20 protein-coding genes, 1 tRNA gene and 1 pseudogene are annotated in these 23,428 nt (G+C 66.1%); 7 read left to right on the top strand and 15 right to left on the bottom strand.

Annotation, left to right across the window (positions count from 1 at the left end; translation table 11 throughout):
* Nucleotides 1-2: 2 nt before the first annotated feature.
* The 3 genes from proP to AXA74_RS16600 form a co-directional block, all read right to left on the bottom strand.
* On the bottom strand, nucleotides 3-1,529 hold the full coding sequence (gene proP, locus AXA74_RS16610; protein WP_029580219.1) for a glycine betaine/L-proline transporter ProP: 1,527 nt from the start codon (nucleotides 1,527-1,529) through the stop codon (nucleotides 3-5).
* A gap of 257 nt (nucleotides 1,530-1,786) precedes the next feature.
* A tRNA-Ser gene (locus AXA74_RS16605) sits at nucleotides 1,787-1,877 on the bottom strand.
* Nucleotides 1,878-1,990: 113 nt separating this feature from the next.
* The gene (locus AXA74_RS16600) at nucleotides 1,991-2,887 is read right to left on the bottom strand and encodes a LysR family transcriptional regulator (RefSeq protein WP_032979315.1); all 897 of its coding nucleotides are present in this window, start codon (nucleotides 2,885-2,887) and stop codon (nucleotides 1,991-1,993) included.
* A 100-nt stretch (nucleotides 2,888-2,987) separates the two neighbouring features.
* Here AXA74_RS16600 and AXA74_RS16595 point away from each other — a divergent pair, with 100 nt between their 5' ends.
* Complete coding sequence (locus tag AXA74_RS16595; protein ID WP_032956552.1) at nucleotides 2,988-4,109, top strand: muconate/chloromuconate family cycloisomerase; 1,122 nt, start codon at nucleotides 2,988-2,990, stop codon at nucleotides 4,107-4,109.
* 44 nt (nucleotides 4,110-4,153) lie between these two features.
* Nucleotides 4,154-5,131, top strand: coding sequence for a tripartite tricarboxylate transporter substrate binding protein (locus AXA74_RS16590; RefSeq protein ID WP_032979314.1), 978 nt, complete (start codon nucleotides 4,154-4,156; stop codon nucleotides 5,129-5,131).
* A 6-nt stretch (nucleotides 5,132-5,137) separates the two neighbouring features.
* On the opposite strand, the gene AXA74_RS16585 is transcribed toward AXA74_RS16590, so the two are convergent.
* Nucleotides 5,138-6,352 carry an MFS transporter gene (locus AXA74_RS16585; RefSeq protein WP_029580215.1) on the bottom strand — a complete coding sequence of 405 codons (1,215 nt, stop codon included), beginning with the start codon at nucleotides 6,350-6,352 and terminating at the stop codon, nucleotides 5,138-5,140.
* Between the two features lie 88 nt (nucleotides 6,353-6,440).
* On the opposite strand from AXA74_RS16585, the gene AXA74_RS16580 reads away from it, so the two are divergent.
* Nucleotides 6,441-7,211 (top strand): AraC family transcriptional regulator, encoded by a 771-nt coding sequence (locus tag AXA74_RS16580; RefSeq protein ID WP_126623632.1) that lies wholly within the window; start codon nucleotides 6,441-6,443, stop codon nucleotides 7,209-7,211.
* On the opposite strand, the gene AXA74_RS16575 is transcribed toward AXA74_RS16580, so the two are convergent.
* The 5 genes from AXA74_RS16575 to ribD all read right to left on the bottom strand — a co-directional run bounded on the left by AXA74_RS16575 (nucleotide 7,208) and on the right by ribD (nucleotide 14,046).
* Nucleotides 7,208-8,728: a SpoVR family protein gene (locus tag AXA74_RS16575; protein WP_029580213.1), complete on the bottom strand. Its 1,521-nt coding sequence runs from the start codon at nucleotides 8,726-8,728 to the stop codon at nucleotides 7,208-7,210. The two genes, AXA74_RS16580 and AXA74_RS16575, sit on opposite strands and share 4 nt — an antisense overlap.
* The gene (locus tag AXA74_RS16570; protein WP_029580212.1) at nucleotides 8,725-9,984 is read right to left on the bottom strand and encodes a YeaH/YhbH family protein; all 1,260 of its coding nucleotides are present in this window, start codon (nucleotides 9,982-9,984) and stop codon (nucleotides 8,725-8,727) included. Before AXA74_RS16570 ends, AXA74_RS16575 begins: the two co-directional genes overlap by 4 nt.
* A 13-nt stretch (nucleotides 9,985-9,997) precedes the next feature.
* On the bottom strand, nucleotides 9,998-11,923 hold the full coding sequence (locus AXA74_RS16565; RefSeq protein ID WP_029580211.1) for a PrkA family serine protein kinase: 1,926 nt from the start codon (nucleotides 11,921-11,923) through the stop codon (nucleotides 9,998-10,000).
* Between the two features lie 345 nt (nucleotides 11,924-12,268).
* The gene (locus tag AXA74_RS16560; RefSeq protein WP_029580210.1) at nucleotides 12,269-12,910 is read right to left on the bottom strand and encodes a riboflavin synthase; all 642 of its coding nucleotides are present in this window, start codon (nucleotides 12,908-12,910) and stop codon (nucleotides 12,269-12,271) included.
* A gap of 20 nt (nucleotides 12,911-12,930) precedes the next feature.
* Nucleotides 12,931-14,046, bottom strand: a complete 1,116-nt coding sequence (gene ribD, locus AXA74_RS16555) for a bifunctional diaminohydroxyphosphoribosylaminopyrimidine deaminase/5-amino-6-(5-phosphoribosylamino)uracil reductase RibD (RefSeq protein WP_029580209.1) — start codon at nucleotides 14,044-14,046, stop codon at nucleotides 12,931-12,933.
* 197 nt (nucleotides 14,047-14,243) lie between these two features.
* On the opposite strand from ribD, the gene AXA74_RS16550 reads away from it, so the two are divergent.
* Together AXA74_RS16550 and AXA74_RS16545 are read left to right on the top strand one after the other, a co-directional pair.
* Nucleotides 14,244-14,804 (top strand): cysteine hydrolase family protein, encoded by a 561-nt coding sequence (locus tag AXA74_RS16550; protein WP_029580208.1) that lies wholly within the window; start codon nucleotides 14,244-14,246, stop codon nucleotides 14,802-14,804.
* On the top strand, nucleotides 14,804-15,766 hold the full coding sequence (locus AXA74_RS16545; protein ID WP_032979313.1) for a GlxA family transcriptional regulator: 963 nt from the start codon (nucleotides 14,804-14,806) through the stop codon (nucleotides 15,764-15,766). The genes AXA74_RS16550 and AXA74_RS16545 overlap by 1 nt, the downstream gene beginning before the upstream one ends.
* A gap of 4 nt (nucleotides 15,767-15,770) precedes the next feature.
* Here AXA74_RS16545 and nrdR read toward each other — a convergent pair whose 3' ends face one another.
* From nrdR to tyrS, 4 genes are all read right to left on the bottom strand, one after another.
* Nucleotides 15,771-16,256, bottom strand: a complete 486-nt coding sequence (gene nrdR / locus AXA74_RS16540; protein WP_032979312.1) for a transcriptional regulator NrdR — start codon at nucleotides 16,254-16,256, stop codon at nucleotides 15,771-15,773.
* Between the two features lie 257 nt (nucleotides 16,257-16,513).
* On the bottom strand, nucleotides 16,514-17,764 hold the full coding sequence (glyA, locus tag AXA74_RS16535) for a serine hydroxymethyltransferase (protein ID WP_032956558.1): 1,251 nt from the start codon (nucleotides 17,762-17,764) through the stop codon (nucleotides 16,514-16,516).
* Nucleotides 17,765-17,968: 204 nt separating this feature from the next.
* Entirely contained in the window at nucleotides 17,969-18,625 is a 657-nt protein-coding gene (locus tag AXA74_RS16530) for a YbhB/YbcL family Raf kinase inhibitor-like protein (RefSeq protein ID WP_029580204.1), read from the bottom strand.
* Nucleotides 18,626-18,663: 38 nt separating this feature from the next.
* Nucleotides 18,664-19,893 (bottom strand): tyrosine--tRNA ligase, encoded by a 1,230-nt coding sequence (gene tyrS / locus AXA74_RS16525; protein ID WP_032979311.1) that lies wholly within the window; start codon nucleotides 19,891-19,893, stop codon nucleotides 18,664-18,666.
* Nucleotides 19,894-20,169: 276 nt separating this feature from the next.
* Here tyrS and AXA74_RS16520 point away from each other — a divergent pair, with 276 nt between their 5' ends.
* Nucleotides 20,170-21,585, top strand: coding sequence for a M23 family metallopeptidase (locus AXA74_RS16520; RefSeq protein WP_029580202.1), 1,416 nt, complete (start codon nucleotides 20,170-20,172; stop codon nucleotides 21,583-21,585).
* 7 nt (nucleotides 21,586-21,592) lie between these two features.
* Complete coding sequence (locus AXA74_RS16515) at nucleotides 21,593-22,720, top strand: anhydro-N-acetylmuramic acid kinase (RefSeq protein WP_032979310.1); 1,128 nt, start codon at nucleotides 21,593-21,595, stop codon at nucleotides 22,718-22,720.
* A 63-nt stretch (nucleotides 22,721-22,783) separates the two neighbouring features.
* Here the strand turns inward: AXA74_RS16515 and erpA are convergent, their stop codons facing one another.
* Nucleotides 22,784-23,155 carry an iron-sulfur cluster insertion protein ErpA gene (gene erpA, locus AXA74_RS16510; RefSeq protein ID WP_029580200.1) on the bottom strand — a complete coding sequence of 124 codons (372 nt, stop codon included), beginning with the start codon at nucleotides 23,153-23,155 and terminating at the stop codon, nucleotides 22,784-22,786.
* 87 nt (nucleotides 23,156-23,242) lie between these two features.
* Nucleotides 23,243-23,428, bottom strand: a pseudogene (locus tag AXA74_RS16505) (DUF6776 family protein); the annotation flags it as partial.

The raw sequence follows: 23,428 nt of genomic DNA, 5'->3' as shown, positions 1-23,428 counted from the left end.
CGCTACTCCAGGTGCGGATGGCGGTCGGCCAGCCGCTGGCGCTTCTCGCGCAGGGCCGCGATCCGGGCCTCCAGCTCGGCGATCTCCGCCTCCACATCGAGCAAGGCCTGCTCGATGTTGTCATAGGCCTCCAGCAGCAAGGCCTTGGCCTCATGCCGGCTCGAGGCATTGGGTGTGTCGCCACGCAAGGGCTTGTTGGCCGTCTCCGGCAGGAAGAACGCCGTCACCAGGCCGATGACGGCGGCCGCCATGAGATAAAAGGCCGGCATCATCAAGTTGTCGGTCGCCTCGACCAGCCAGGCCGACAGGGTCGGCGTCAGCCCCGCCACGATGATGGCCACATTGAAGGAGCTGGCCAGCGCGCTGTAGCGGATGCGCGTCGGAAACAGCGCCGGCAAGGTCGAGGCCATCACGCCCGTCATGCAATTGAGCAAGACGGCCAGGAAGAGCAGCCCCAGGAAAATCAGCCCCATGTTGTCGCTGCCGATCAGGCCGAAAGACGGAACGGCCAGCAGCAGCACGCCCAGGCTGCCGGCCAGCAGAAAGGGCCGGCGTCCGACTTTGTCGCTCATGAAGCCGACCACCGGCTGCACGAACAGCATGCCGATCATGACCACCACGATGATCAGCACCCCGTGGGATTCGGAATAGCCGAGGCTGCCGGACAGATAGGTGGGCATATAGGTCAGCAGCATGTAATAGGTGATGTTGGTCACCAGCACCATGCCGATGCAGATAAGCAGCGCGCGACGGTATTTGGAGAAGATCTCGCGGAACGAGATCGTCGGCTTGTCCTGCAGCGCGTCGCGGTCCTCCTGCTCCATTTTTTCGAGCTGCTGCGTGAAGGCCGGCGTCTCTTCGGCCGCATGACGCAGATAAAGCCCCAGCAGCCCCAGCGGCCCGGCCACGAAGAACGGCAGGCGCCACCCCCAGTCCAGGAAGGCCTCGTCGCCCAACAGCGATTGCAGGAGAACGACCAGGCCGGCGCCCAGCACGAAGCCGGCGATGGAACCGAAGTCCAGCCAGCTGCCCAGGAAGCCGCGCCGCCGGTCGGGCGCATACTCGGCCACGAAGACCGCCGCGCCGGTATATTCGCCGCCCACCGAAAACCCTTGCGCGAGCTTGCACAGCAATAGCAACAGCGGCGCCCACAGGCCGATGGCCGCGTAGGAGGGGATCAGCCCGATGCAGAACGTGCTGATCGCCATGATGATGATGGTCAGGGAGAGCACTTTCTGCCGGCCATAGCGGTCTCCCATCACGCCGAAGAACACGCCGCCCAGCGGCCGCACGAGAAAAGGCACGGAAAACGTGCCCAGCGCGGCGATGGTCTGCACCGCCGGCGCCGCGTCGGGGAAAAACACCTTGCCCAGCGCAAAGGCCACGAAGCCGTAGACGCCGAAATCGAACCACTCCATCGCATTGCCCAGGGCGGCGGCCGTCACCGCCTTCTTGAGCTTGCTGTTGTCGATGACCGTGATGTCGCCGATCTGCAAAGGACGCGCGTTCTGCGAGAGCTGCTCCGCCATGATGTCTCCTCGTGATGAGCGAAGAACAATGTCATGTACCCGGGCCTTTCTGCTCCATCATACGCGCCGCGCCGCCGCCGGCCCAATGGTCGAGAGGTCCACCACGCATTGGATACGGCCCGCCCTTCAGCGTCTTCCGTGACTGGGTCATCGGTGTGAAATGAGAGGCGCGCGCGGCCTGGCGGGTAGAAAACAAAAACCCCGCGGACATTGCGTCAGCGGGGTTTTGGGCATTCCAGCCATGCCGGACAAATTCTTGGCGGACAGAGGGGGATTCGAACCCCCGATACGCTTATCACGTATACACGCTTTCCAGGCGTGCGCCTTCAACCACTCGGCCACCTGTCCTGATTTGGGTCGCTTAAAGACGCAGCAAAAACCGTAATTTTCCGCTGCGTAAAACGCGAATCCGCGATTCTAGCAGAAATGCGCCGGCTTTGGCGTAGCGCCGCGATGCGCCGTCATGGCGCGGCCGCCTGGCGGGCCAGGCGCTCGGCCGCGGCGATGGCCTGGGCCAGGAAGGGGGAAGAGTCGCCGCGCCGCCAGCTGAGGATAACGGGCGAGGTAAAGGCCGGGGCGTCCACGGGCAGGCAGACGATGTCCGCACGGTTGGAGCGCTGGACGCTGGCCGGCACCAGGGTCAGGCCCAGGCCGGCGACGACCAGGCCCAGGGCGGTCTGCAGTTCGTTGGCTTCCTGGATGACGGTGGGCTGGTGGCCGGCGGCACGGAACAGGCCCAGGACGTGGTCGGCATAGTTGGGCCGGGGCCGGGCGGGGTAGAGCACGAAGGGCTGGGCGGCCAATTCGGCGACCGCCAGCTGCTTGCGTCCGGCCAGCGGGTGGCTGGGCGGCAGCGCGGCGACCAGGGGTTCTTCCATGAGGACGCGGCGTTCGATGGCGGGGTCGTCGAAGGGGATGCGGCCGATGCCCAGGTCGATGCGGCCGCTTTTGAGGGCTTCGATCTGGGGCAGCGTGGTCATTTCGCTCAAGCCGACCTCGACCTGGGCGTCGGCCTGGCGCAGGTAGCGGATAAGTTCGGGCACAAAGCCGTAGAGGGTGGACGGCACGAAGCCAATGCTGAACCAGCGCGCCGCCTGGGCGCCCAGGCGGCGCGTGCCGGCGACAATCTCGTCCAGGCGGGCGGTCAGCTGCAGGGATTGCTCGTGTAAAAAACGCCCGGCTTCGGTGAGCTTGAGGCCGCGGCTGCCGCGCTCGATCAGGGTGACGCCCAGTTCCTCTTCGAGCTGGCGGATCTGGCGCGACAGCGGCGGCTGGGCGATGTGCAGGAGGGCGGCCGCCCGGGTGAAGCTGCCTTCGCGCGCCACCGTCTGGAAATATCGCAGGTGTCGGAGTTCCATTCCCATACCTTAAAGGTATCGAAAGCAACCAATATAGTCTTGGACGCCTTGTTTTTCCATTGCGATACTTCAGGCTGGCTGTTTATCCGTCGTTTCAGGTATGAATTCTCCCACCATTGTGGCGATCGAGACCCTGCTGGTCGATCTGCCCACCATCCGCGCCCACCAGCTGGCCATGGCGGTCATGCAGAAGCAGACCATGGTCATCGTGCGGCTGCGCGCCAGCGACGATATCGAGGGCCTGGGCGAGGCGACGACCATAGGCGGGCTGGCCTATGGCGAGGAAAGCCCCGAGGGCATGAAACTGGCCATCGACACCTATCTGGCGCCCGCGCTGATCGGCCAGGACGCCAGCAACATCCACGGCGCCATGCGCCGCCTGGACAAGGTGGCGCGCGGCAACCGCTGCGCCAAGTCGGCGCTGGAGACCGCGCTGCTGGACGGCCAGGGCAAGCGCCTGGGCGTGCCGGTATCGGCGCTGCTGGGCGGCCAGGTGCGCGAGGCCCTGCCGGTGCTGTGGACGCTGGCCAGCGGCGATACCGCGCGCGACATCGAGGAAGCCGAGGCGCTGCTGGCCGCGCGCCGCCACGATACGTTCAAGCTGAAAGTGGGCCGCCGCGCGGTGGCCGAGGACGTGCGCCATGTGTCGCGCATCAAGCAAGCGCTGGGCGACCGGGCCCGGGTGACGGTGGACGTCAACCAGGCCTGGAACGAGGCCGAGGCGGCCGGCGCCATCGCGCGCCTGGAGGCGGCTGGCGTGGACCTGATCGAACAGCCCATCGCGCGTGAAAACCGCGCCGGCATGGCGCGCCTGGCGGCGCGCTTCGTGGTGCCCATCATGGCCGACGAGGCCGTGGCCACACCGGACGATGCGCTGGAGCTTGCGCGCCTGGGCGCGGCTGACGTGCTGGCGCTGAAGATCGCCAAGTCGGGCGGCCTGTACGGCGTGACGCGCTGCGCCGCCGTGGGCGATGCCGCCGGCATGGCGCTGTACGGCGGCACCATGCTCGAGGGATCCATCGGTTCGGTGGCCTCGGCGCATGCCTTTAGCGCCCTGCCGACCCTGGCCTGGGGCACGGAGCTGTTCGGACCGCTGCTGCTCAAGGACGACATCGTGGCCACGCCGCCGCGCTATGAGAATTTCGCCATGCATCTGCCGCCCGGCCCCGGCCTGGGCCTGACGCTGGACGAGGACAAGCTGGCCTTCTACCGGCGCGGCTGACACCAGCGGCCCACCGCTGACGACAAAGACACAGGAGACTCATCATGCGTATTACCCAAGCCTTCGCGCGCGCCGCGCTGGCCGCCACCTGCCTGCTGGGCGCCGCCGGCGCCCAGGCCAGCGGCTACCCCGACCATCCCATCAAATGGGTCGTGCCCTTCCCGCCCGGCGGCGCCATGGACGCCATCGCCCGCACCCTGGGCGAATCCATGGGCCGCGCCCTGAACACCAGCTTCATCGTGGAGAACCGCGCCGGGGCGGGCGGTAATATCGGCGCCATGGCGGTGTCGCGCTCGGCGCCCGACGGCTACACTATCATGATCGCGGCCAACGGCATGGCGGTGAATCCGGCGCTGTACGGCGACATGGGTTATGACCCGCAGAAGGATTTCGCGCCCATTTCGCTTTTGGCCGTGGTCCCCAATGTGCTGGTGACCAATCCGGCGCGCAATACGGCCGCCAGCGTGGCCGATGTGATCGCGCAGGCCAAGGCCAAGCCCGGCCATTACACCTTCGCCTCGGCGGGCGTGGGCACTTCCATCCACCTGGCCGGAGAGCTTTTTGTCTCCATGACCCAGGTGGACATGCTGCATGTTCCCTACAAGGGCAGCGGCCCGGCCATGGCCGATCTGCTGGGCGGACAGGTGGACTATATGTTCGACAGCATCACCTCGGCCAAGCCGCATATCCTGTCGGGCAAACTCAAGGCCCTGGCCGTCACGACCAGCAAGCGCTCCTCGGCCCTGCCGGATGTGCCGACGGTGGCCGAAGCCGGCGTGCCCGGCTATGAGCTGATGCCCTGGTTCGGCGCCTTCGCGCCGGCCGGCACGCCGCCGGAGATCGTGCAAAAGCTCAATGAGGCCATGCGCCAGGCCATGGCCGACCCCAAGGTGCGCGGCACGCTGGACTCCATCGGCGCCGAGCCCATCGGCAGCAGCCCCGAGGCCTTGCGCGACCATCTGGCCAAGGAAACCACGCTGTGGGCCCGGCTGGTCAAGGAACGCAACATCAAGATCCAGTAAGCGCCGTCAGGGCTGGGGCGCGGCCGGGTGTTCCGCCTGGCCGGGCTCGCCCGGCAGGAGCGTCACCATGGCCGCCGTGCAGGCGGCGATGAGCGCCATCACCAGCAGCAGCGTCGTGAAGCCGGCCTGCTTGACCACCGGCCCCAACAGCCAGACCGCCAGCGAACTCACCCCGAAAGACACCGTCAGGCGCATGCCCGCCACGCGGGAGCGGCTGCGGTCGTCCACGTAGCGCACGATCATGGCGTCGGTGAACGGGATGGCGCCGAAGATGAAGATCATCGCGCACAAGAGCGCGGCGTAAAGCGCCCATCCCTGGGCCCAGGCCGCCCACAGCAGCAAGGGCACCTGGACCAGGACGATCATCAGGTACAGCGACTTCAGGGCCACGCGGTCGATCAGGCGGCCCACGACTACCTGAGCCAGCGACGCCACGACATAGATGGCCGCCAGCAGCGCGCCCAGCGCGACCGGGTCCTCGACCACGCCCTGAAGGCGTTCGTCGAGCAATTGCGCATTGCCATTGGTCGTGAAGTTGAACAGCAGGCTGCCCGTGACCGCCGCGGCCGTCATGACCGCGAAGGCGCGCGCCAGCGCGCGCGGCGATAGGGTCACGGCCGCGCGGCTCTTGCGGCGCGCCGGCGCTTCGGTTTCCCGCGGGCAGACCCATATGAAGAGCAGGCCGCAGGCCAGCGCAAACAGCCCGGGCAGCGCGAAGGCCGCGCGCCAGCCCAGGGTCTTGACGAGATAACCCGTGACCAGCGCGGCGACCGCCACGCCCAGGTTGCCAGCCAGCCCGTTGATGCCGATGACCGCGCCGGGCCTGGGCGCGTGCTGCACGATCATGGGAATGCCGACCGGATGGTAGATGGAGGCGAACAGGCCCACCAGGGCCAGCCCCCCCGCCAGCTGCCAGGCATCGCGGGCCAGCGCGCACAGCAGCGCCGAGGCGCCGATGCCGAAGAAGAACAGCAGCATCATGCGCCGCCGCCCCCACAGATCGCCCAGCCGGCCCGAGGGCCAGGAGCCGATGCCGAACAGGAAAAACGCCGTCACGCCATAAGGCATCAGGTCTTCCCAACGCGAAAAACCGAAATCGGCCGCGATGGTCGCCACCGCCGCGGCAAAGATCAGCAGGAACATGTGGTCGATGGCGTGGGCGACGTTCAGCAGCAACGTGACGGGACGGGCATGGGGACGCGGAGTATCGGTGGCGGACATATCAGGAGGCCATGGACAGGAGGTCGCCGCCAGTGTGCCCAGAAGCGGCTATTCTGTCTCTCTTGGTTTTGACGAAAACTATCGTGAAATGGACAACCGGCCGCCCACCGCTCCCATCATCCGTGTCGGCTACCCGGACGCGCCGGGCGTGGTCACCCGCCGCCGGGAGATGGCGGCGGATTTCCATATCGAACCGCATTGGCACGAGCGCGCCCAGCTGCTCTATGCCTCCCATGGGGTGATGCGCGTGTCCACGCCGCGCCGACTGTGGCTGGTGCCGCCCACGCGCGCGCTCTGGATTCCCGCCCGCGTCGTGCACGAGATCCGCATGGGCACGGCCGTGGACATGCGCTCGCTCTATATCGACGCCAGCCTGCTGCCGGGCATGCCCGCGGACTGCGCCGTGCTCGAAGTCACGCCGCTGATGCGCGAGCTGGTGGTGCGCGTCTCGGAGACCCCGCCGCGCGGCGGGCCGGACCACGAGCTGCTCAGCGCCCTGCTGCTCAAGGAGCTGTCGCGGCTGCCGCCGCGCGGCTTTGATCTGCCCCTGCCGGAAAGCGCCAGCCTGCGGGCGCTATGCGAGGCCCTGCTGGCCGATCCCAGCCTGGGGCCCTCGCCGGACCAGGCGGCCGCGCGCCTGGGTGTCAGCGCGCGCACTCTCTATCGGCGCTTTCTGGAAGAAACCGGCCTGAGCTATGTGCGCTGGGCGCAGCAGGCCCGGCTGCTGGAGGCGGTCAGGCGGCTGGCCGAAGGCCAGCCCGTCACCACGGTGGCGCTGGACCTGGGCTACCAAAGCCCCAGCGCCTTTACCGCGATGTTCCGCCGCCAGCTGGGGCGCCCGCCGCGCCGGTGGCGCTAGGGCTCGATCTGCCGGTAGGACAGCACCGTGCCGTCGGGCGTGGTCTCTTCCAGCCTGACCCGGAATCCCCACAGCCGGCCAAGATGTTTCATGACCTGGTCGGCCTCGTCGCCGTCCAGGGGCCGTCCGCGGCTTTGCTGGTGCCTCAGCACCAGGGCGCGATCCGATTCGCGCTGATAGCGCACCACCTGGATGTCCGGCACCTGGTTGTCGCGGTTGTGCTGGGCGGCCAGCAGCTTGCGTATCTCGCGATAGCCTTCGTCGTCGTGGATGGCCGCGACCTCCAGCTTGGGATTGGCCATATGGTCGGCGATCGCGAAGAAGCGGAATTCGCGTATCAGGCGCGGCGACAGATATTGCGAAATGAAGGACTCGTCCTTGAAGTTGCGCATGGCGAAGTCCAGGGTCTTGAGCCAATCCGACCCCGCGATGTCCGGGAACCACTTGCGGTCTTCGTCGCTGGGCGACTCGCAGATGCGGCGGATGTCGCTCATCATGGCAAAGCCCAGGGCATACGGATTGATGCCGCCATACCCCCGCTCATCGAAGCCGCGCTGGCTCACCACATTGGTGTGGCTCTGCAAGACCTCGATCATGAAACCGTCGGTCACCATGCGCAGCTGGTGCAGGCGGTTGAGCAAGGTGTAGTGCCAGAAGGTGGCCCAGCCTTCGTTCATGACCTTGGTCTGGGTCTGCGGATAGAAGTACTGCGACACCTTGCGCACAATGCGCACCAGCTCTTTCTGCCAGGGCTCCAGCCTGGGCGAGTACTTCTCGATGAAATAGAGCAGGTTTTCTTCAGGCTCGGGCGGGAAGACGCTGCGCTTCTGGGTCTCGGGCGCGGCCTCCACGCGCGGCAGTGTGCGCCAGAGATCGTTGTACTGCAGGCGCGCGTGTTCGGCGCGCTCGGCCTGGCGCTGGGCCTCTTCGCGCAGCGAGATGGGCGGCGGACGCTTGTAGCGGTCCACGCCGTGCAGGCTGAGCGCGTGGCAGGAGTCCAGGATGGCCTCGACGGCCTCGATGCCATAGCGCTCTTCGCAGTCCATCACGTACTTGCGCGCGAACACCAGGTAATCGAGCACGCCGTCGGCGTCGGTCCATTGCCGGAAAAGATAATTGCCCTTGAAGAAGGAGTTGTGCCCATAGCAGGCATGCGCGATCACCAGCGCCTGCATCGCCATGGAGTTCTCTTCCATCAGGTAGGAGATGCAAGGATTGGAATTGATGACGATCTCATAGGCCAGGCCCTGCATGCCCTTGCGGTAATACTGTTCGTTGCGGATGAATTCCTTGCCATACGACCAATGCGGATAACCGATGGGCAGGCCGGCCGAGGCATAGGCGTCCAGCATCTGCTCGGAGGTGATGACCTCGATCTGGTTGGGGTAGGTATCCAGGCCATAGTCGCGCGCGATGGCGCTGATGGCATCGTCATAACGCTGCAGGAGCTCGAAGGTCCAGTCCGAGCCCTCGGAAAGCGGGACGCCCACTTCCCGTTCGGTGGCGATCGCGTTCATGCGGCCTCCTTCTTGAACAGCTCGTGGAAGACCGGGAAGATCTCGCTGCGCTGGCTGATGCGGCGCATGGCGAAATGCGGCGCGGCTTCCTGTTCGTACTCCGCCCAGAGGCTGCTCTTGCGCGCCTCCGGCGAGTCCGGCACCTCGATATAGGCAAAGTAGCGCGTGGCCGGCAGCAGGTTCTCGGCCAGGAAACGCGCGCTTTTGCCCGCGTCGGCGCCGAAAGAATCGCCGTCGCTGGCCTGGGCCGCGTAGACATTCCAGGCCGACGGCGGATAGCGCTTCTGCACGATCTCGTGCATCAGCTCCAAGGCCGACAGCACGATGGTGCCGCCGCTCTTGGGGTCGTAGAAAAAGGCCTGCTCATCCACCTCCTCGGCATTGTCGGTGTGCCGGATGAACACCACCTCCACTTTCTCGTACTTGCGCGACAGGAATAGATACAGCAGCGTGAAGAAGCGCTTGGCCAGGTCTTTCTTGCCTTCGTCCATGGACCCGGAGACGTCCATGAGGCAGAACATCACCGCGCGCGCCACCGGCGTGACGACCGGCACGCGGTTGCGGTAGCGCAGGTCCAGGTCATCCAGGAAGGGCACGCGCGCGGCATGCCGGCGGCACTCCTCCAGCGCCGCGCGCAGCGCGGCGAGCTCTTCATCGTCCGCCTTGCGCGCGATGGCCTCTTCCAGCTTGAGCTCGGCCTCCTCGACATCGTTGCGGGCGTTCAGGCCCAGGGCCACGCGGCGCGACAGCGAAGCCCTCAGGGTCCGGTTGACCGACAGCAGGCTGGGCGAGCCCGTGGTGGTATAGCCCGCGCGCTGCCACTTCTTCTGCGACACATCGCCCAATTGCGTGCGCACCAGATGCGGCAACTCCAGGTCGTCAAAGAAGAGGTGCAGGAACTCCGCCCGCGAGAGGCTGAAGGTGAACTGGTCCACCGATTCGCCCTCGCCCGGCTCGGAACCTCCCTCGCCCTCGCCGCCTTGCGGGCGGTCGATGGTGTCACCCTTGGCGAACTCCCGGTTGCCCGGGTGCACGATCTCGCGGTCTCCGCCAGGGCCATGGCGGAAATGCGGCTCGGAGATGTCGCGGGCGGGCAGGTTGATCTCCGCGCCCTGGTCCATGTCCGAGATCGAGCGTTCGCGGACCATATCCTGTACTGCCTTGCGGATCTGGTCTTTATAGCGCCGCAGGAAGCGCTCGCGATTCACCGCGCTTTTGTTGCGGCCGTTCAGGCGACGATCAATGAGCGAATTCATGATCCACCTCTACTCAGGACGACTTCCTCACCCGCAGATACCACTCGCAAAGCAGTCGGACCTGTTTCTCGGTGTAGCCCTTGTCGACCATGCGGTCGACAAAGCTCTGGTGCTTGCTCCGGTCCTCGGCCGAAGCCTTGGCGTTGAACGAGATGACGGGCAGCAGATCCTCGGTGTTGGAGAACATCTTCTTCTCGATCACCTCGCGCAGCTTCTCGTAGCTGGTCCACGTCGGGTTGCGTCCGCCGTTGTTGGCGCGGGCGCGCAACACGAAATTGACGATCTCGTTGCGGAAGTCCTTGGGATTGGCGATGCCCGCGGGCTTCTCGATCTTCTCGAGTTCGTCGTTGAGCGCGCTGCGGTCGAAGCTCTCGCCGGTTTCCGGATCGCGGAACTCCTCGTCCTGTATCCAGCAATCGGCGAAGGTGACGTAGCGGTCGAAGATGTTCTGCCCGTACTCGGAGTACGACTCGAGATAGGCGGTCTGGATTTCCTTGCCGATGAACTCCGCATAGCGCGGCGCCAGATAGCCCTTGATGAACTCCAGGTAGCGGCGGCGCACTTCCTCGGGGAAATCCTCGCGGGCGATGCGCTGCTCCAGCACATACATCAGGTGCACGGGGTTGGCGGCCACCTCGGTCTGGTCGTGGTTGAAGACGCTGGAGAGGATTTTGTACGCAAAGCGCGTCGACACGCCGTTCATGCCCTCATCGGTGCCGGCGTAGTCCTTGTACTCCTGCAGGGCCTTGGCCTTGGGGTCCACATCCTTCAGGGTCTCGCCGTCATAGACGCGCATCTTGGAATAGATGCTGGAGTTCTCGGGCTCCTTCAGGCGCGTGAGCACCGAGAACTGCGCCATCATGTCCAGCGTGCCCGGCGCGCAAGGCGCCTTGGACAGCGAGCTGTTGCGCAGCAGTTTCTCGTAGATGTGGACCTCTTCCGTGACCTGCAGGCAATAAGGCACCTTGACGATATAGATGCGGTCGAGGAAGGCCTCGTTGTGCTTGTTGTTGCGGAAGGTCTGCCACTCGGATTCGTTCGAGTGCGCCAGGATGGTCCCATTGAAGGGGATGGCCGAGAATCCCTCGGTCCCCTTGAAGTTGCCCTCCTGGGTGGCGGTCAAGAGCGGATGCAGCATCTTGATCGGCGCCTTGAACATTTCGACGAACTCCAGCAGGCCCTGGTTGGCCAGGCACAGGCCGCCCGAATAGCTATAGGCGTCCGGATCATCCTGCGAGTAGCGATCGAGCTTGCGGATATCGACCTTGCCCACCAGCGAGGAGATATCCTGGTTGTTCTCGTCGCCCGGCTCGGTCTTGGCGATGGCGACCTGGCGCAGCACCGACGGATTGACGCGGACCACGCGGAACTGCGAAATATCGCCGTCGAACTCCTTCAGCCGCTTGACGGCCCATGGCGACATGATGCCGTTCAGGTAGCGCCTGGGGATGTTGTATTCCTTCTCGAGCGTCTCGCCGAAGCGTTCGGGATTGAACAGCCCCAGCGGCGACTCGTTGACGGGAGAGCCTTTCAGGGCATAGATGGGATAAGCCTCCATCAGCGCTTTCAGGCGCTCGGCGATGGATGATTTGCCGCCGCCTACCGGGCCCAGCAGATAGAGTATCTGCTTGCGCTCCTCCAGCCCCTGCGCGGCATGCTTGAAGAAAGAGACGATCTGGTCGATCACCTCCTCCATGCCGTAGAACTCCTTGAATGCCGGATAGCGCCGGATCATTCGGTTGGAGAACAGGCGCGACAGGCGCGGATCATTGCGCGTATCGACAAGTTCCGGCTCGCCTATGGCGGCGAGCATGCGCTCGGCCGGGCTGGCATAGGCCATGGGATCCTGCCTGGCCAGTGTCAGATACTCTTCAAGCGAGAGTTCTGTTTCCTGGTCACGCGCATACTGCGACTTGAAGCCTTCGAGGATGCTATGCACGGCAAACCCTCCTACAGTACTTAGAGCACGGGTCCAAAACACGGGTCCGTATGACCATTGTGTTCCTCCTATACCCGCCTCGCCAGTCCTTATTGCGATCGCACAACACACATTATGTAGTCGTCGTACTTTCACCACACACAATAGGCAGGACCGAAGGCGCCCGTTTTGTTTAGGCCCCTATTGCCCGCAACAAGTTCCGCGCGCCGTTCATCCGCATGAAAAAAAGCCGTGGCAGCAATAGCAGCCACGGCTTTCGAGTGCTAACAATTACACGCGGATTCGCGATCACGCGGAACCCGTTACATCGGCATAAGCATATGAGCGGATGTTGCCGCCCGCGCGCTACAGCCAGGCCGGCGCGCGTCCTTCCACCGCGCCCGAGGCGCTCAGCATGCGCTCGACATAGCGCGCGATCATGTCGATCTCGAGATTGACCTTGTCGCCGGCCTTGACGTTGCGCAGCGTCGTCACGGCCTGGGTATGCGGGATGATGTTGATGCTGATCTCGCAACCATCCGCGGTGTCCTCGACCCGATTGACCGTCAAGCTGATGCCATTGACCGTGATCGAACCCTTGTAGGCGAGAAAGCGCGCCAGCGCCTTGGGCACCGCGATCACCAGTTCGCGCGATTCGCCCACATCGGAAAACCGCAGGATCTCGCCCAGGCCGTCCACATGGCCGGACACGAGGTGCCCGCCCAGCTTGTCGCCCAGGCCCAGGGATTTCTCGAGATTGACCTCGCCTTCGCGCGAAAGCCCGACCGTGCGGTTCAGGCTTTCGCGCGAAACATCGACCTCGAAGCCCCGCGCCGACAGCCCGATGACCGTCATGCAAGCGCCCTGCACCGCGATGGAGTCGCCGATGGCGACATCTTCCAGCCCGAGGTCGCCGGCATCGATGCTCAGGCGCACGCCGGCATCCTCGCCGGACAGTGGCTTGACCGACACGATGCGGCCCACGGCCGCGACCAAACCCGTAAACATGCGATTTCTCCCAGATAAGACTATTTTTCTGACGCGCGGCGCGCGCTGGCCAGCAGCGCCAGCCAGCGCGACGGATCGCGCGCCTGCAGGCGGACATCCTCGCCCACCCGCGCCAGATCGGTAAAACGGAAGCGGCGCGCGGCGTCCAGATGCTCCAGCAGGGGCATCTGCACCATGCCGGCGGCATCACCCAGCATCACCGGCGCCAGATAGACCAGCAATTCATCCACACAATCGGCCGCCAGCAAGGCCCCCGACAGGCCGGCGCCGGCCTCCACATGGACCTCATTGCACTCATGCGCGCCCAGCCAGCGCATCATGGCCGGCAGGTCCACGCGCTGCCCACCCGCATCGGGCAGGCAGACGACCTCGACATTCTTGTCGGCCAGGCGGGCCGCCTTGGCCGCGTCCTCGCGTGCCGTGAACACCCAGGCCGGCGTGCCGTCGAACAGGCGCGCATCCTCGGGCACGCGAAACTGCCCGTCGACCACGGCCCTGCGCGGCTGGCGCGGCGTCCGGACCGCCCGAACATTCAGCTGCGGATCGTCCTTGAGCACCGTGCCCATGCCCGTGAGCACCAGGTCGGCGCGCGCGCGCCAGGCATGGCCGTCAGCGCGGGCGGCCTCGCCCGTGATCCATTGCGACACCCCATTATGCAGGGCGCTGCGGCCATCCAGCGAGGCAGCCAGCTTCAGCCACAGCCAAGGCGTGCCCCGGCTCATGCGCGCCACGAAGCCGGCGTTCAAGGCCAGGGCCTCGTTTTCGCAGACGCCGGCGCTCACGGCGATGCCGGCGGCGCGCAGGCGCGCAAAGCCCTGGCCCGCCACGCGCGGATTGGGGTCGCCCAGGGCCACGACCACGCGCGCGGGCGCCGCGGCCAGCAGGGCGTCAACGCATGGCGGCGTGCGGCCGAAGTGGCTGCAGGGCTCCAGCGTGACATAGACCGTTGATCCCGCCGGATCGTGGCCGGCGGCCTGCGCGGCGCGCAGGGCCATGATTTCGGCATGCGGGCCGCCAGGCGGCTGGGTCGCCCCTTCTCCCAATATCCGCCCGTCGCGCACGATGACGCAGCCGACGCGCGGATTGGGCGTGGTGGTATAGAGCACGCCCTGGGCAAGTTCCAGGGCGCGCCGCATCCAGAGAATGTCTTGGGGCTCGCTCATGGCAACGATTGTATCCGCCCCCTTGGACGCCCGCCCCGGCCCGGCCGGCCGCCGTCCGGAATCGCATTATGATGTCCGTTTCGGGCCTATCCTGGTCCCGCGCCGGGCTCGCCAGGCCGGCGGCCGGGCGCGCAGAATAGCGTCGTTTCCCTACTCTGGTTCCTATCATCATGAAGACAGCGCTTCTCCTCATCGACGCCCAGGAGTCCTTCCGCCAACGTCCGTTTTGGGACGTCAGCGAGCTGCCGGCCTTCGTCCGCAACACCCAGGGCCTGATCGATGCCGCCCAGGCGCGCGGCATCCCGCTGCTGCAGGTTTTCCATATCACCGAGAGCAATCCGCAATCGCCCTTCGCGCTGGCCTCCGGCCACGTGCGCACGCTCGAAGAGCTGAACGTGGCGCCCACCGCGGTGTTCCACAAGACGGTGCATTCCTCCTTGTTTGCGCGCGCGGCCGACGGCAGCACGCTGCAATCCTGGCTGGAGCAGCATGGCATCGAGCAAGTGATCGTGACCGGCATCCGCACCGAGCAATGCTGCGAGACCACGGCGCGCCACGCTTCGGACAGCGGCTATAAGGTGCGCTTTGTCACCGACGCCACCCTGACTTTCGCCATGCAAAGCCCGGCTGGCAAGCACTACACTCCGGCCGAAATCCGCGATTGCACCGAGCTGGTGCTGGCCGGACGCTTCGCCCAGATCGTGCCGGCCGCCCAGGCCCTGGACGACTGATGCAGGCCACGCCGGTCTATTTCGTGGTCCAGGAGGGCATGGTCCTGCTGGACCTGGCCGGCCCCGCCGAGGCCCTGCGCATCGCCAATCGATTCGTGCCGGGCCGCTATCAGCTGCATTACTGCGGCCCGCAAGAAGAAGTGGAAAGTGGCCTGCAAGGCCTGTATCTGTCTCGGCTGGCGCCGCTGCCCGAGCGCCTGCCGGCCCATGCCCTGGTCGTGGTCAGCGGCCTGGTCGGCTCCGAATACGCGCTGGACCGCCCCGACCGCCGCGCCCTCATCGACTGGCTGGCGCGCCGCGCGCCGGCCGACGGCTTTGACATCATGTCGGTCTGCGCCGGCGCCCTGATGCTGGCCGCCGCCGGCCTGCTCGCCGGCCGCGACTGCACCAGCCACCACAGCTGCCTGGATGCGCTGCGCGCCATGGCGCCCGATGCCCGGGTGCTCGAAAACCGCATCTTCGTCGAATCGGCCGGGGTATGGACCAGCGCCGGCATCACCGCCGGCATCGACCTGGCCCTCTACCTCGTGGCGCGTGACTGCGGCCCGCGCGTGGCCAGCGCCGTGGCGCGCGAAATGGTGGTATACATGCGCCGCGCCGGCAGCGACGCGGCGCTCTCGCCTTGGCTGGATCACCGCAACCACCTGCACCCCGGCGTGCACCGGGTGCAGGATGCCGTCCTGCGCAACCCGGCCGCGGACTGGTCGGCCCAGGCCCTGGCGGACCAGGCGCATACCAGCGCCCGCCACCTCAACCGCCTGTTCGCCGAACATGCGGGCTGCACGCCGATGGATTATCTCTACCAAGTGCGCCTGGCCCTGGCCAAGGAATTGCTGCGCGAGACCCGCCTGGATCTGGAGCGCGTGGCCGAACGCGCCGGTTTCGGCTCGGCCCATCACATGCGGCGCGTCTGGCGCCGCTACGAAAAACAGCCGCCCAGCGCCTTGCGCGCCGGGGCCTGATCCTTCACTCCTTGCGCAGCTTGCCGCTGGAGGGCCGCAGCGGCCCTTGCATCTCACGGATGGCTTCGACAAACTCGCCGATATCCTCGAAGCTCTTGTAGACCGAGGCAAAGCGCACATAGGCCACCTTGTCCAGGCGCTTGAGTTCGTTCATGACCAGCTCGCCGATGTGTTCGCTGGGCACTTCGCGCGCGCCGCTGGCCAGCAAGGTGTCCTCGATGCGCGCCACGGCGCCATCGACCTCCTCGGTGCTTACCGGCCGCTTGCGCAAGGCGAGGGCCAGGCTGCCGCGCAGCTTGGCCGCGTCGTACTCGCTGCGGCTGCCATCACGCTTGACCACGGTGGGCATGGCCAGCTCGACACGCTCATAGGTGGTGAAGCGTTTATCACAGGACAGGCAGCGCCTGCGCCGCCGTATGGTGTCGCCCTCTTCGGACACCCGGCTATCGACCACCTGGGTATCCGCATTTCCGCAAAATGGGCACCTCATCTCGCTCCCCCGTGCCTGTAATCGCAATATTGTAATGACAGCTTCCTGCACGACGCGCCGATAGGGGACATTTGTTGCGCCGGGTGCACAAATACATCACAAATACATACCCACGCCGCTCGCTGCCTGCCCCCCACCCGCCATAGTCCAGGTGGCTGGGTCTCGCAGCACGCCCGTTGGGGTGCCTGGCGCCACCTGCCCCGCCTTCAAAAAAAACGGGCCCCGATCACGGGGCCCGTTGCCTGGCAGTGCCCGGATTACTTGGCGCTGTAGACGGGCAGGCGCGAGGTCAGCTCGTTGACCTTGGCGCGCACGGTGGCGATATTGGCCTCGTCGCGCGGGTTTTCCAGCACGTCGGCGATCAGGTTGGCGGTCAGTTCGGCCTCGGCTTCCTTGAAGCCGCGGGTCGTCATGGCCGGGGTGCCCAGGCGGATGCCGCTGGTCACGAAGGGCTTTTCCGGATCGTTGGGGATGGCGTTCTTGTTGACCGTGATGTGGGCCTGGCCCAGGACGGCCTCGGCTTCCTTGCCGGTGATGCCCTTGGCGCGCAGGTCGACCAGCATGACGTGGCTCTCGGTGCGGCCGGACACGATGCGCAGGCCGCGCTTGACCAGGGTTTCGGCCAGCACCTTGGCGTTCTTGACGACCTGGGCGGCGTAGTCCTTGAACTCGGGCGACAGCGCTTCCTTGAAGGCCACGGCCTTGGCGGCGATGACGTGCTCCAGCGGGCCGCCCTGGATGCCGGGGAAGATGGCCGAATTGACGGCCTTCTCGAACTCGGCCTTCATCATGATGACGCCGCCGCGCGGGCCGCGCAGCGACTTGTGCGTGGTCGAGGTGACGAAATCGGCGTGCGGCACCGGGTTGGGGTATTGGCCGCCGGCCACCAGGCCCGCATAGTGGGCGATGTCCACCATGAACAGGGCGCCGTTGTCATGGGCGATACGGGCCATGCGCTCGAAATCGATATGCAGCGAATACGCCGAGGCGCCCGCCACGATCAGTTTGGGCTTGTGCTCCTTGGCCAGCGCCTCGACCTGGGCATAGTTCAGGACTTCGTTTTCGTCCAGGCCATAGGGCAGGAAGTTGTACAGCTTGCCCGAGGCGTTGACCGAAGCGCCGTGCGTGAGGTGGCCGCCTTCGGCCAGGCTCATGCCCAGGACGGTGTCACCCGGCTTGAGGACGGCCATGTAGACGCCCTGGTTGGCCTGCGAGCCCGAGTTGGGCTGCACATTGGCGGCTTCGGCGCCGAAGATCTGCTTGAGGCGGTCGATCGCCAGCTGCTCGACGATGTCCACGTACTCGCAACCGCCGTAGTAACGCTTGCCCGGATAGCCTTCGGCGTACTTGTTGGTCAGCTGGGTGCCCTGCGCCTGCATGACGGCCGGGCTGGCGTAGTTTTCGGAGGCGATCAGCTCAATGTGCTGCTCTTGGCGTTCGTCTTCTTTCTGGATGGCGGCCCAAAGATCGGGGTCCACCTTGTCGAGGGTGAGCTTGCGGTCGAACATGGAGGGAGGTTCCTGGAACGGAGAAAGGGCAAAAAGAATGCCGCTAGTGTACCCCGTCCGGGACGCCCGCCCCGGCCCGGATGGGGGCAAAAAGCGGTAATCCGTTGGCAAAAACCGCCAATCCGCCGTTTACTGGAAAACGGCTCATGCGAGCCATGAGCCCGGCTCATGTCGGCCGGCGCCGGGGCGCCGGCCGACATGCCTTCAGGACGCCGAAGTGGCGCCGATCTGGCGCGGCGCCAGCGCGGGATTGAGCGTGTAGGTGCCCGTGACCGAGGCCTGGGCCAGCACATGGCCCTGCATGGCCTTGAGCACGTCGGGGCCGGTGAACTTGCCCTGCACGTCCAGCTTGGCCACATCCAGCGCGTAGAGCGTGAAGACGTAGTGATGCACGATGGCGTCGTTCCAGGGCGGGCAAGGGCCGTCGTAGCCGAAATAATCGCCGCTCATGTCGCGGTCGGCGGCAAACCAGCCGGTGTAGTCGTTCAGGCCCTGGCGCGCCTCGTTGGGCGCCAGCGGCCCGCCCTTGCCGCGCGGCGTGATGCCATTGGAAAACGCGCCTTCCTGGATTTCGCGCAGCTCGGGGGACAGATCAATCAGGACCCAGTGGAAGAAGTCCACGCGCGGCAGCGAGGCGGGCACCTCGCGGCCGTCCTGGTTGACATCATCGGGCTTGGACGGCACGTCCGGGTCATGGCACAGCAGGGCGAAGGACTTCGTTCCTTCGGGAACGTCGTCCCACGAGAACTGCGGGTTGAAATTGTCGGCCAGGGCAATCCGGGATTGCGGGTCTATCCTGCCGAAGGCGTAGCGCTCGGGGATGGACTCATTGTCGGCAAAAGACAGGCTCGCGAGTTTCATGGTCGTGCTCCTTAATAAAACCGCTGGCGCCAGGCCAGTCACGCCACCAAGTTAACACGCGCGAACTTCCGTTTGCCGACTTGGAGCACATACGAACCCGGCGGCAATTGCAACGATCTGTCTTCGACCTTGCCGCCGTCGATCTTGACCCCGCCCTGCTCCACGGCGCGCTGCGCCTCGGAACTGGAGGCGCACAGCCCGGCTTCGCGCAGCACGCGCAGGATGCCCATGGGCGCGCCCGGCAGCTGGACCTCCGGGATATCGTCCGGGATGGCGCCATCGCGGAAGCGCGCCTCGAAGTTGGCCAGCGCCTGCTCGGCGTCCTTCTGGCTGTGGAAGCGCGCGATGATCTCCTGGGCCAGCAAGACCTTGGCGTCGCGCGGATTGCGGCCGGCGTCGACCTCGGCCTTCAGGGCGGCGATGTCCTCCAGCGAGCGGAAGGACAGCAACTCGAAATAACGCCACATCAAGGTGTCCGAGATCGACATCAGCTTGCCGAACATGGAGTCGGGCGCCTCGGAAATGCCGATGTAATTGCCCTTGGACTTGGACATCTTCTCGACGCCATCGGTCCCCACCAGCAGCGGCATGGTCAGGATGCACTGTGGCTCCTGGCCGTATTCCTTCTGCAGTTCGCGGCCCACCAGCAGGTTGAACTTCTGGTCGGTGCCGCCCAGCTCCAGGTCGGCCTTGAGCGCGACCGAGTCGTAGCCCTGCATCAGAGGGTAGAGGAACTCGTGCACGGCGATGGGCACGCCGGTCTTGAAGCGGCGGGTGAAGTCCTCGCGCTCCATCATGCGCGCCACCGTGTAGCGCGACGCCAGCTGGATCATGCCGCGCGCGCCCAGGGGATCGCACCATTCGGAGTTGTAGCGGATCTCGGTGCGGGCCGGGTCCAGCACCAGGCTGGCCTGGGCGTAATAGGTCTGGGCGTTGTGCTCGATCTGCTCGCGCGTGAGCGGCGGACGGGTGGAATTGCGGCCGCTGGGATCGCCGATGGTCGAGGTGAAGTCGCCGATCAGGAAAATGACCGAATGGCCCAGGTCCTGCAACTGGCGCATCTTGTTCAGCACCACGGTATGGCCGAGATGGATGTCCGGCGCGGTCGGGTCCAGGCCCAGCTTGATGCGCAAGGGCACTCCGGTGGCGCGGCTGCGCGCCAGCTTGCGGGCGAACTCGGACTCCACCAGGAGTTCATCGCAGCCGCGGCGCGCCACGCGCAGATCTGCTTCAACTTCGGGAGTGATGGGAAACTCGGCTTGCGACATGATGATGAGCCCCGGAAGACGGGAGTTAAGCGAGAAAAAGGTGTAAAAACTGTAGAAATCTGTCGAAAATTCTAGCTTATTCGGCTAGGATACTGCCCTAATCATACGCAACTGTCATATTCGTGACGGTTGACGTCCCTGCTAGCCGCACGTTCTTCCAAAGTCAGTCCACGATACCGCCGCCTCGGCGCAGCCCACCTTCGGCCCACAGGCCGACAGGGGGATAGCCGAGGTCAGGCGTTATTTGTGCATTTGTACCCATCTAAGGTCCGCCCAATGAATCGAGGCTTCAACAGTCTGGTGCGTAGCCTGAGCCGCAAGGTTGCCGCCCTGTTCGCCCCCGCCGTCGAACCCGGCGCTTCCCGTGGTGGCGCTCTTGTCCGCCGCACCCTGGTTGTCTCCGCCCTTGGCCTGTTTGCCGGCGCCGCCGCGCTGGGCATGGTGCAGCAGCCCGACCGCACCGAGCTCCCCCCCCTGCGCCTGATCAACAGCGAACTGCCGCTCGAACCCGGCCAGATGCAGGTCAGCGCCAGCGCCCCCGCTCCCTACATCAGCGAAACCCGTATCCGCTCCGGCGACACCCTGGCCAGCGTGCTGCAGCGCCTGGATCTCGACGACAGCAAGCTGCAGAGCTTCCTGACCCACGATGCCAGCGCCCGCAGCATCTACCGCCTCTACCCGGGCCGCTCGGTGCAGGCGGCCACGGACGAGCAAGGCAATCTGGTCTGGCTGCGCTATATCCACACCCCGGGCAACGAAGTCGACGGCCAGGTCTACACCAAGATGCTGCACGTCCAGCCCGCGGGCGAAGGCTTCAAGGCCGAGGAAATCACCGAGAACACCGAGCTGCAGACCCGCGTGGCCGTGGGCACCATCCGCTCCTCGCTGTTCGCGGCGACCGATGCGGCCGGCATCCCGGACTCGATCACGCTGCAAATGGCCGACATCCTCGGCGCCAAGATCGACTTCCTGCGCGACCTGCGCCAGGGCGACCAGTTCCGCGTCGTCTACGAGGTCCGCTCGCACGATGGCCGCTACGCCGGCGCCGGCCGCCTGCTGGCGGTCGAGTTCATCAACAACGACAAGGTCTACAGCGCGGTCTGGTTCAGCGCCGACAACAAGAGCGGCAGCTACTACGACTTCGATGGCACGAGCCTGCGCGGCGCCTTCCTGCGCACGGCCCTGAAGTTCACCCGCATCAGCTCCACCTTCGGCATGCGCATGCACCCCATCCACCGGACCTGGACCGGCCACAAGGGCGTGGACTACGCGGCGCCCTCGGGCACCCCCATCCACAGCACCGCGGATGGCACGGTCGAGTTCGCCGGCTGGCAGAACGGCTACGGCAATGTGGTCATCGTCAAGCACTACGGCAAGTACTCCACGCTGTATGCGCACCAGAGCCGCATCCGTCCGGGCCTGAAGAAAGGCGACAAGATCGCCCAGGGTGACCTGGTCGGCTATGTGGGCGCCACGGGCTGGGCCACCGGCCCGCACCTGCACTACGAATTCCGCATCGACAACCAGCCGGTCGATCCGCTGTCGGTGGACCTGCCCGTGGCGCGCAAGCTGGAGCCCGCCGAGGCCCGCGCTTTCGCCAAGACGGTCGAGCCCTTCAAGCAGCAAATCCAGCTGCTGACCGAGTTCCAGCAGACCCTGCCGGAATCGATGACCAACGTGGCCAGCCGCTGAGCCCGCCATGACGGTATCCGCCAACGGCCCGAGCAGCCCGCTGCCGGGCCGTTGTTTCATCGGCCTGATGTCGGGCACCAGCATGGACGGGGTGGACGGCGTGCTGCTGCGCCTGGACCCCGGCCCCGAGCTGCTGGCCAGCACCAGCCTGGACATGCCCGAGGCGCTGCGCGCGGCCTTGCTGGCCCTGAACAGCAGCGGCCCGGACGAGCTGCATCGCGCCGCGCTGGCGGCCAATGACCTGGCGCGCCTGTACGCCCAGGCCTGCGAGCGCCTGCTCGCGGCCAGCGGCCTGCCCCGCGCGGCGGTGCGCGCCATCGGCGCGCATGGCCAGACCGTGCGGCATCGCCCCGACCTGGGCTACACCCTGCAGCTGAACGCACCGGCGCTGCTGGCCGAGCATTGCGGCATCGACGTCGTGGCCGACTTCCGCAGCCGCGACGTGGCCGCCGGCGGCCAGGGCGCGCCCCTGGTGCCGCCATTTCACGATGCCATGTTCAACCGCGGCGCGCCGCGTGCCGTGCTCAACCTGGGCGGCATCGGCAACGTCACCTTGCTGACGCCGGGGCGCCCCCCGCGCGGCTTTGATACCGGGCCGGCCAATGTACTGCTCGATGCCTGGTGCCAGCTGCACACCGGCCAAGCCTACGACCGGGACGGCCTATGGGCAGCCGGCGGCACGGCCGACGCCGGCCTGCTGCGCCATCTGATCGACAGCGAGCCCTGGTTCGCGCTACCCGCGCCCAAGTCCACCGGGCGTGATCTCTTCGGGCTCGCCTGGCTGCAGCAGCGCCTGGCGAGCCACGGCCGCGCCCTCGGGCCGCAAGACGTGCAGGCCACGCTGGTGGCCCTGACGGCCCAGACCGTGGCCCAGGCGGTGGCCGGCGAAACACTGACCAGCCTGCTTGTCTGCGGCGGCGGCGCGCGCAATCCGCGCCTCATGGCGGCGCTGGCGCAGGCCCTGCCCTGCCCGGTCGCCACGACCGACAGCGAAGGCGTGCCGGGCCAATGGGTGGAAGCCATGGCTTTCGCCTGGCTGGCCTGCGCCTTCATCGATCGCCAGGCCGCGGGCGTGCCCGAAGTCACGGGCGCACGCGGGCCGCGCATCCTGGGCGCGCTCTACCCGGGCCGCTGAAACCGCCGCAAACAAAAAAGCCCCCAGTGGGGGCTTTTTGCTGTCTGCGGGCTGGGGCGGCCTTCAGACCGAGAAGGACGAACCGCAGCCGCAGGTCGTGGTCGCATTGGGATTGCGGATGACGAACTGCGCGCCTTCGAGGTCTTCCTTGTAGTCGATCTCGGCGCCCACCAGATATTGGAAGCTCATCGGATCGACCAGCAGCTGGACGCCTTCCTTGTCGAGCACGGTGTCGTCTTCATTGACGACCTCGTCGAACGTAAAGCCATACTGGAAGCCAGAACAGCCGCCGCCCTGCACGAAGACACGCAGCTTGAGTTCGGGGTTGCCCTCTTCGGCCAGCAGATCCTTGACCTTGGCGGCAGCCGAATCGGTGAAGATCAGCGGAGCCGGCGGAGGGGCCTGGAGATCCACGGTTTCGGTAACAGCATTCATGTTTACACTCCTGGCCGCGAAGGCCGAATTCCGGATGGCGGCGTGGGCCGCGCGAATAAGATCACTATAGCGCAGCCGGGCCGCGCCTCAAAATTCCAATTTGACATTTCGCGTGGCGCGCACCGTCCCCTCTTCGAGGACCGTGACCGTCACGCTTTCAGGGACAAAACCCTCGGGCAGGGCCAGCACACCCTGGCTGCGCTGGAACTGGTCGAAATGCAGGGCCAGCAAGCCCGTCCCGTTGCCGCTATTGGCCGCGGCCCCGCCGCTGGC

Source organism: Bordetella hinzii LMG 13501 (genome assembly GCF_001548475.1).
Lineage (GTDB): Bacteria > Pseudomonadota > Gammaproteobacteria > Burkholderiales > Burkholderiaceae_B > Bordetella > Bordetella hinzii.
This window is presented reverse-complemented; position numbering and strand designations above follow the sequence as displayed.

Excerpts from the sequence above, each read along its gene's own strand:
- AXA74_RS16545 (WP_032979313.1), top strand. The coding sequence starts at position 14,804 with ATGCAGGCCACGCCGGTCTATTTCGTGGTCCAGGAGGGCATGGTCCTG.
- AXA74_RS16575 (WP_029580213.1), bottom strand. The coding sequence starts at position 8,728 with ATGAACGCGATCGCCACCGAACGGGAAGTGGGCGTCCCGCTTTCCGAG.
- erpA (WP_029580200.1), bottom strand. The coding sequence starts at position 23,155 with ATGAATGCTGTTACCGAAACCGTGGATCTCCAGGCCCCTCCGCCGGCT.
- AXA74_RS16550 (WP_029580208.1), top strand. The coding sequence starts at position 14,244 with ATGAAGACAGCGCTTCTCCTCATCGACGCCCAGGAGTCCTTCCGCCAA.
- AXA74_RS16570 (WP_029580212.1), bottom strand. The coding sequence starts at position 9,984 with ATGAATTCGCTCATTGATCGTCGCCTGAACGGCCGCAACAAAAGCGCG.
- AXA74_RS16520 (WP_029580202.1), top strand. The coding sequence starts at position 20,170 with ATGAATCGAGGCTTCAACAGTCTGGTGCGTAGCCTGAGCCGCAAGGTT.
- AXA74_RS16580 (WP_126623632.1), top strand. The coding sequence starts at position 6,441 with ATGGACAACCGGCCGCCCACCGCTCCCATCATCCGTGTCGGCTACCCG.
- AXA74_RS16585 (WP_029580215.1), bottom strand. The coding sequence starts at position 6,352 with ATGTCCGCCACCGATACTCCGCGTCCCCATGCCCGTCCCGTCACGTTG.
- tyrS (WP_032979311.1), bottom strand. The coding sequence starts at position 19,893 with ATGTCGCAAGCCGAGTTTCCCATCACTCCCGAAGTTGAAGCAGATCTG.
- AXA74_RS16590 (WP_032979314.1), top strand. The coding sequence starts at position 4,154 with ATGCGTATTACCCAAGCCTTCGCGCGCGCCGCGCTGGCCGCCACCTGC.
- nrdR (WP_032979312.1), bottom strand. The coding sequence starts at position 16,256 with ATGAGGTGCCCATTTTGCGGAAATGCGGATACCCAGGTGGTCGATAGC.
- glyA (WP_032956558.1), bottom strand. The coding sequence starts at position 17,764 with ATGTTCGACCGCAAGCTCACCCTCGACAAGGTGGACCCCGATCTTTGG.
- AXA74_RS16515 (WP_032979310.1), top strand. The coding sequence starts at position 21,593 with ATGACGGTATCCGCCAACGGCCCGAGCAGCCCGCTGCCGGGCCGTTGT.
- AXA74_RS16600 (WP_032979315.1), bottom strand. The coding sequence starts at position 2,887 with ATGGAACTCCGACACCTGCGATATTTCCAGACGGTGGCGCGCGAAGGC.
- AXA74_RS16560 (WP_029580210.1), bottom strand. The coding sequence starts at position 12,910 with ATGTTTACGGGTTTGGTCGCGGCCGTGGGCCGCATCGTGTCGGTCAAG.
- AXA74_RS16595 (WP_032956552.1), top strand. The coding sequence starts at position 2,988 with ATGAATTCTCCCACCATTGTGGCGATCGAGACCCTGCTGGTCGATCTG.
- proP (WP_029580219.1), bottom strand. The coding sequence starts at position 1,529 with ATGGCGGAGCAGCTCTCGCAGAACGCGCGTCCTTTGCAGATCGGCGAC.
- AXA74_RS16530 (WP_029580204.1), bottom strand. The coding sequence starts at position 18,625 with ATGAAACTCGCGAGCCTGTCTTTTGCCGACAATGAGTCCATCCCCGAG.
- ribD (WP_029580209.1), bottom strand. The coding sequence starts at position 14,046 with ATGCGGCGCGCCCTGGAACTTGCCCAGGGCGTGCTCTATACCACCACG.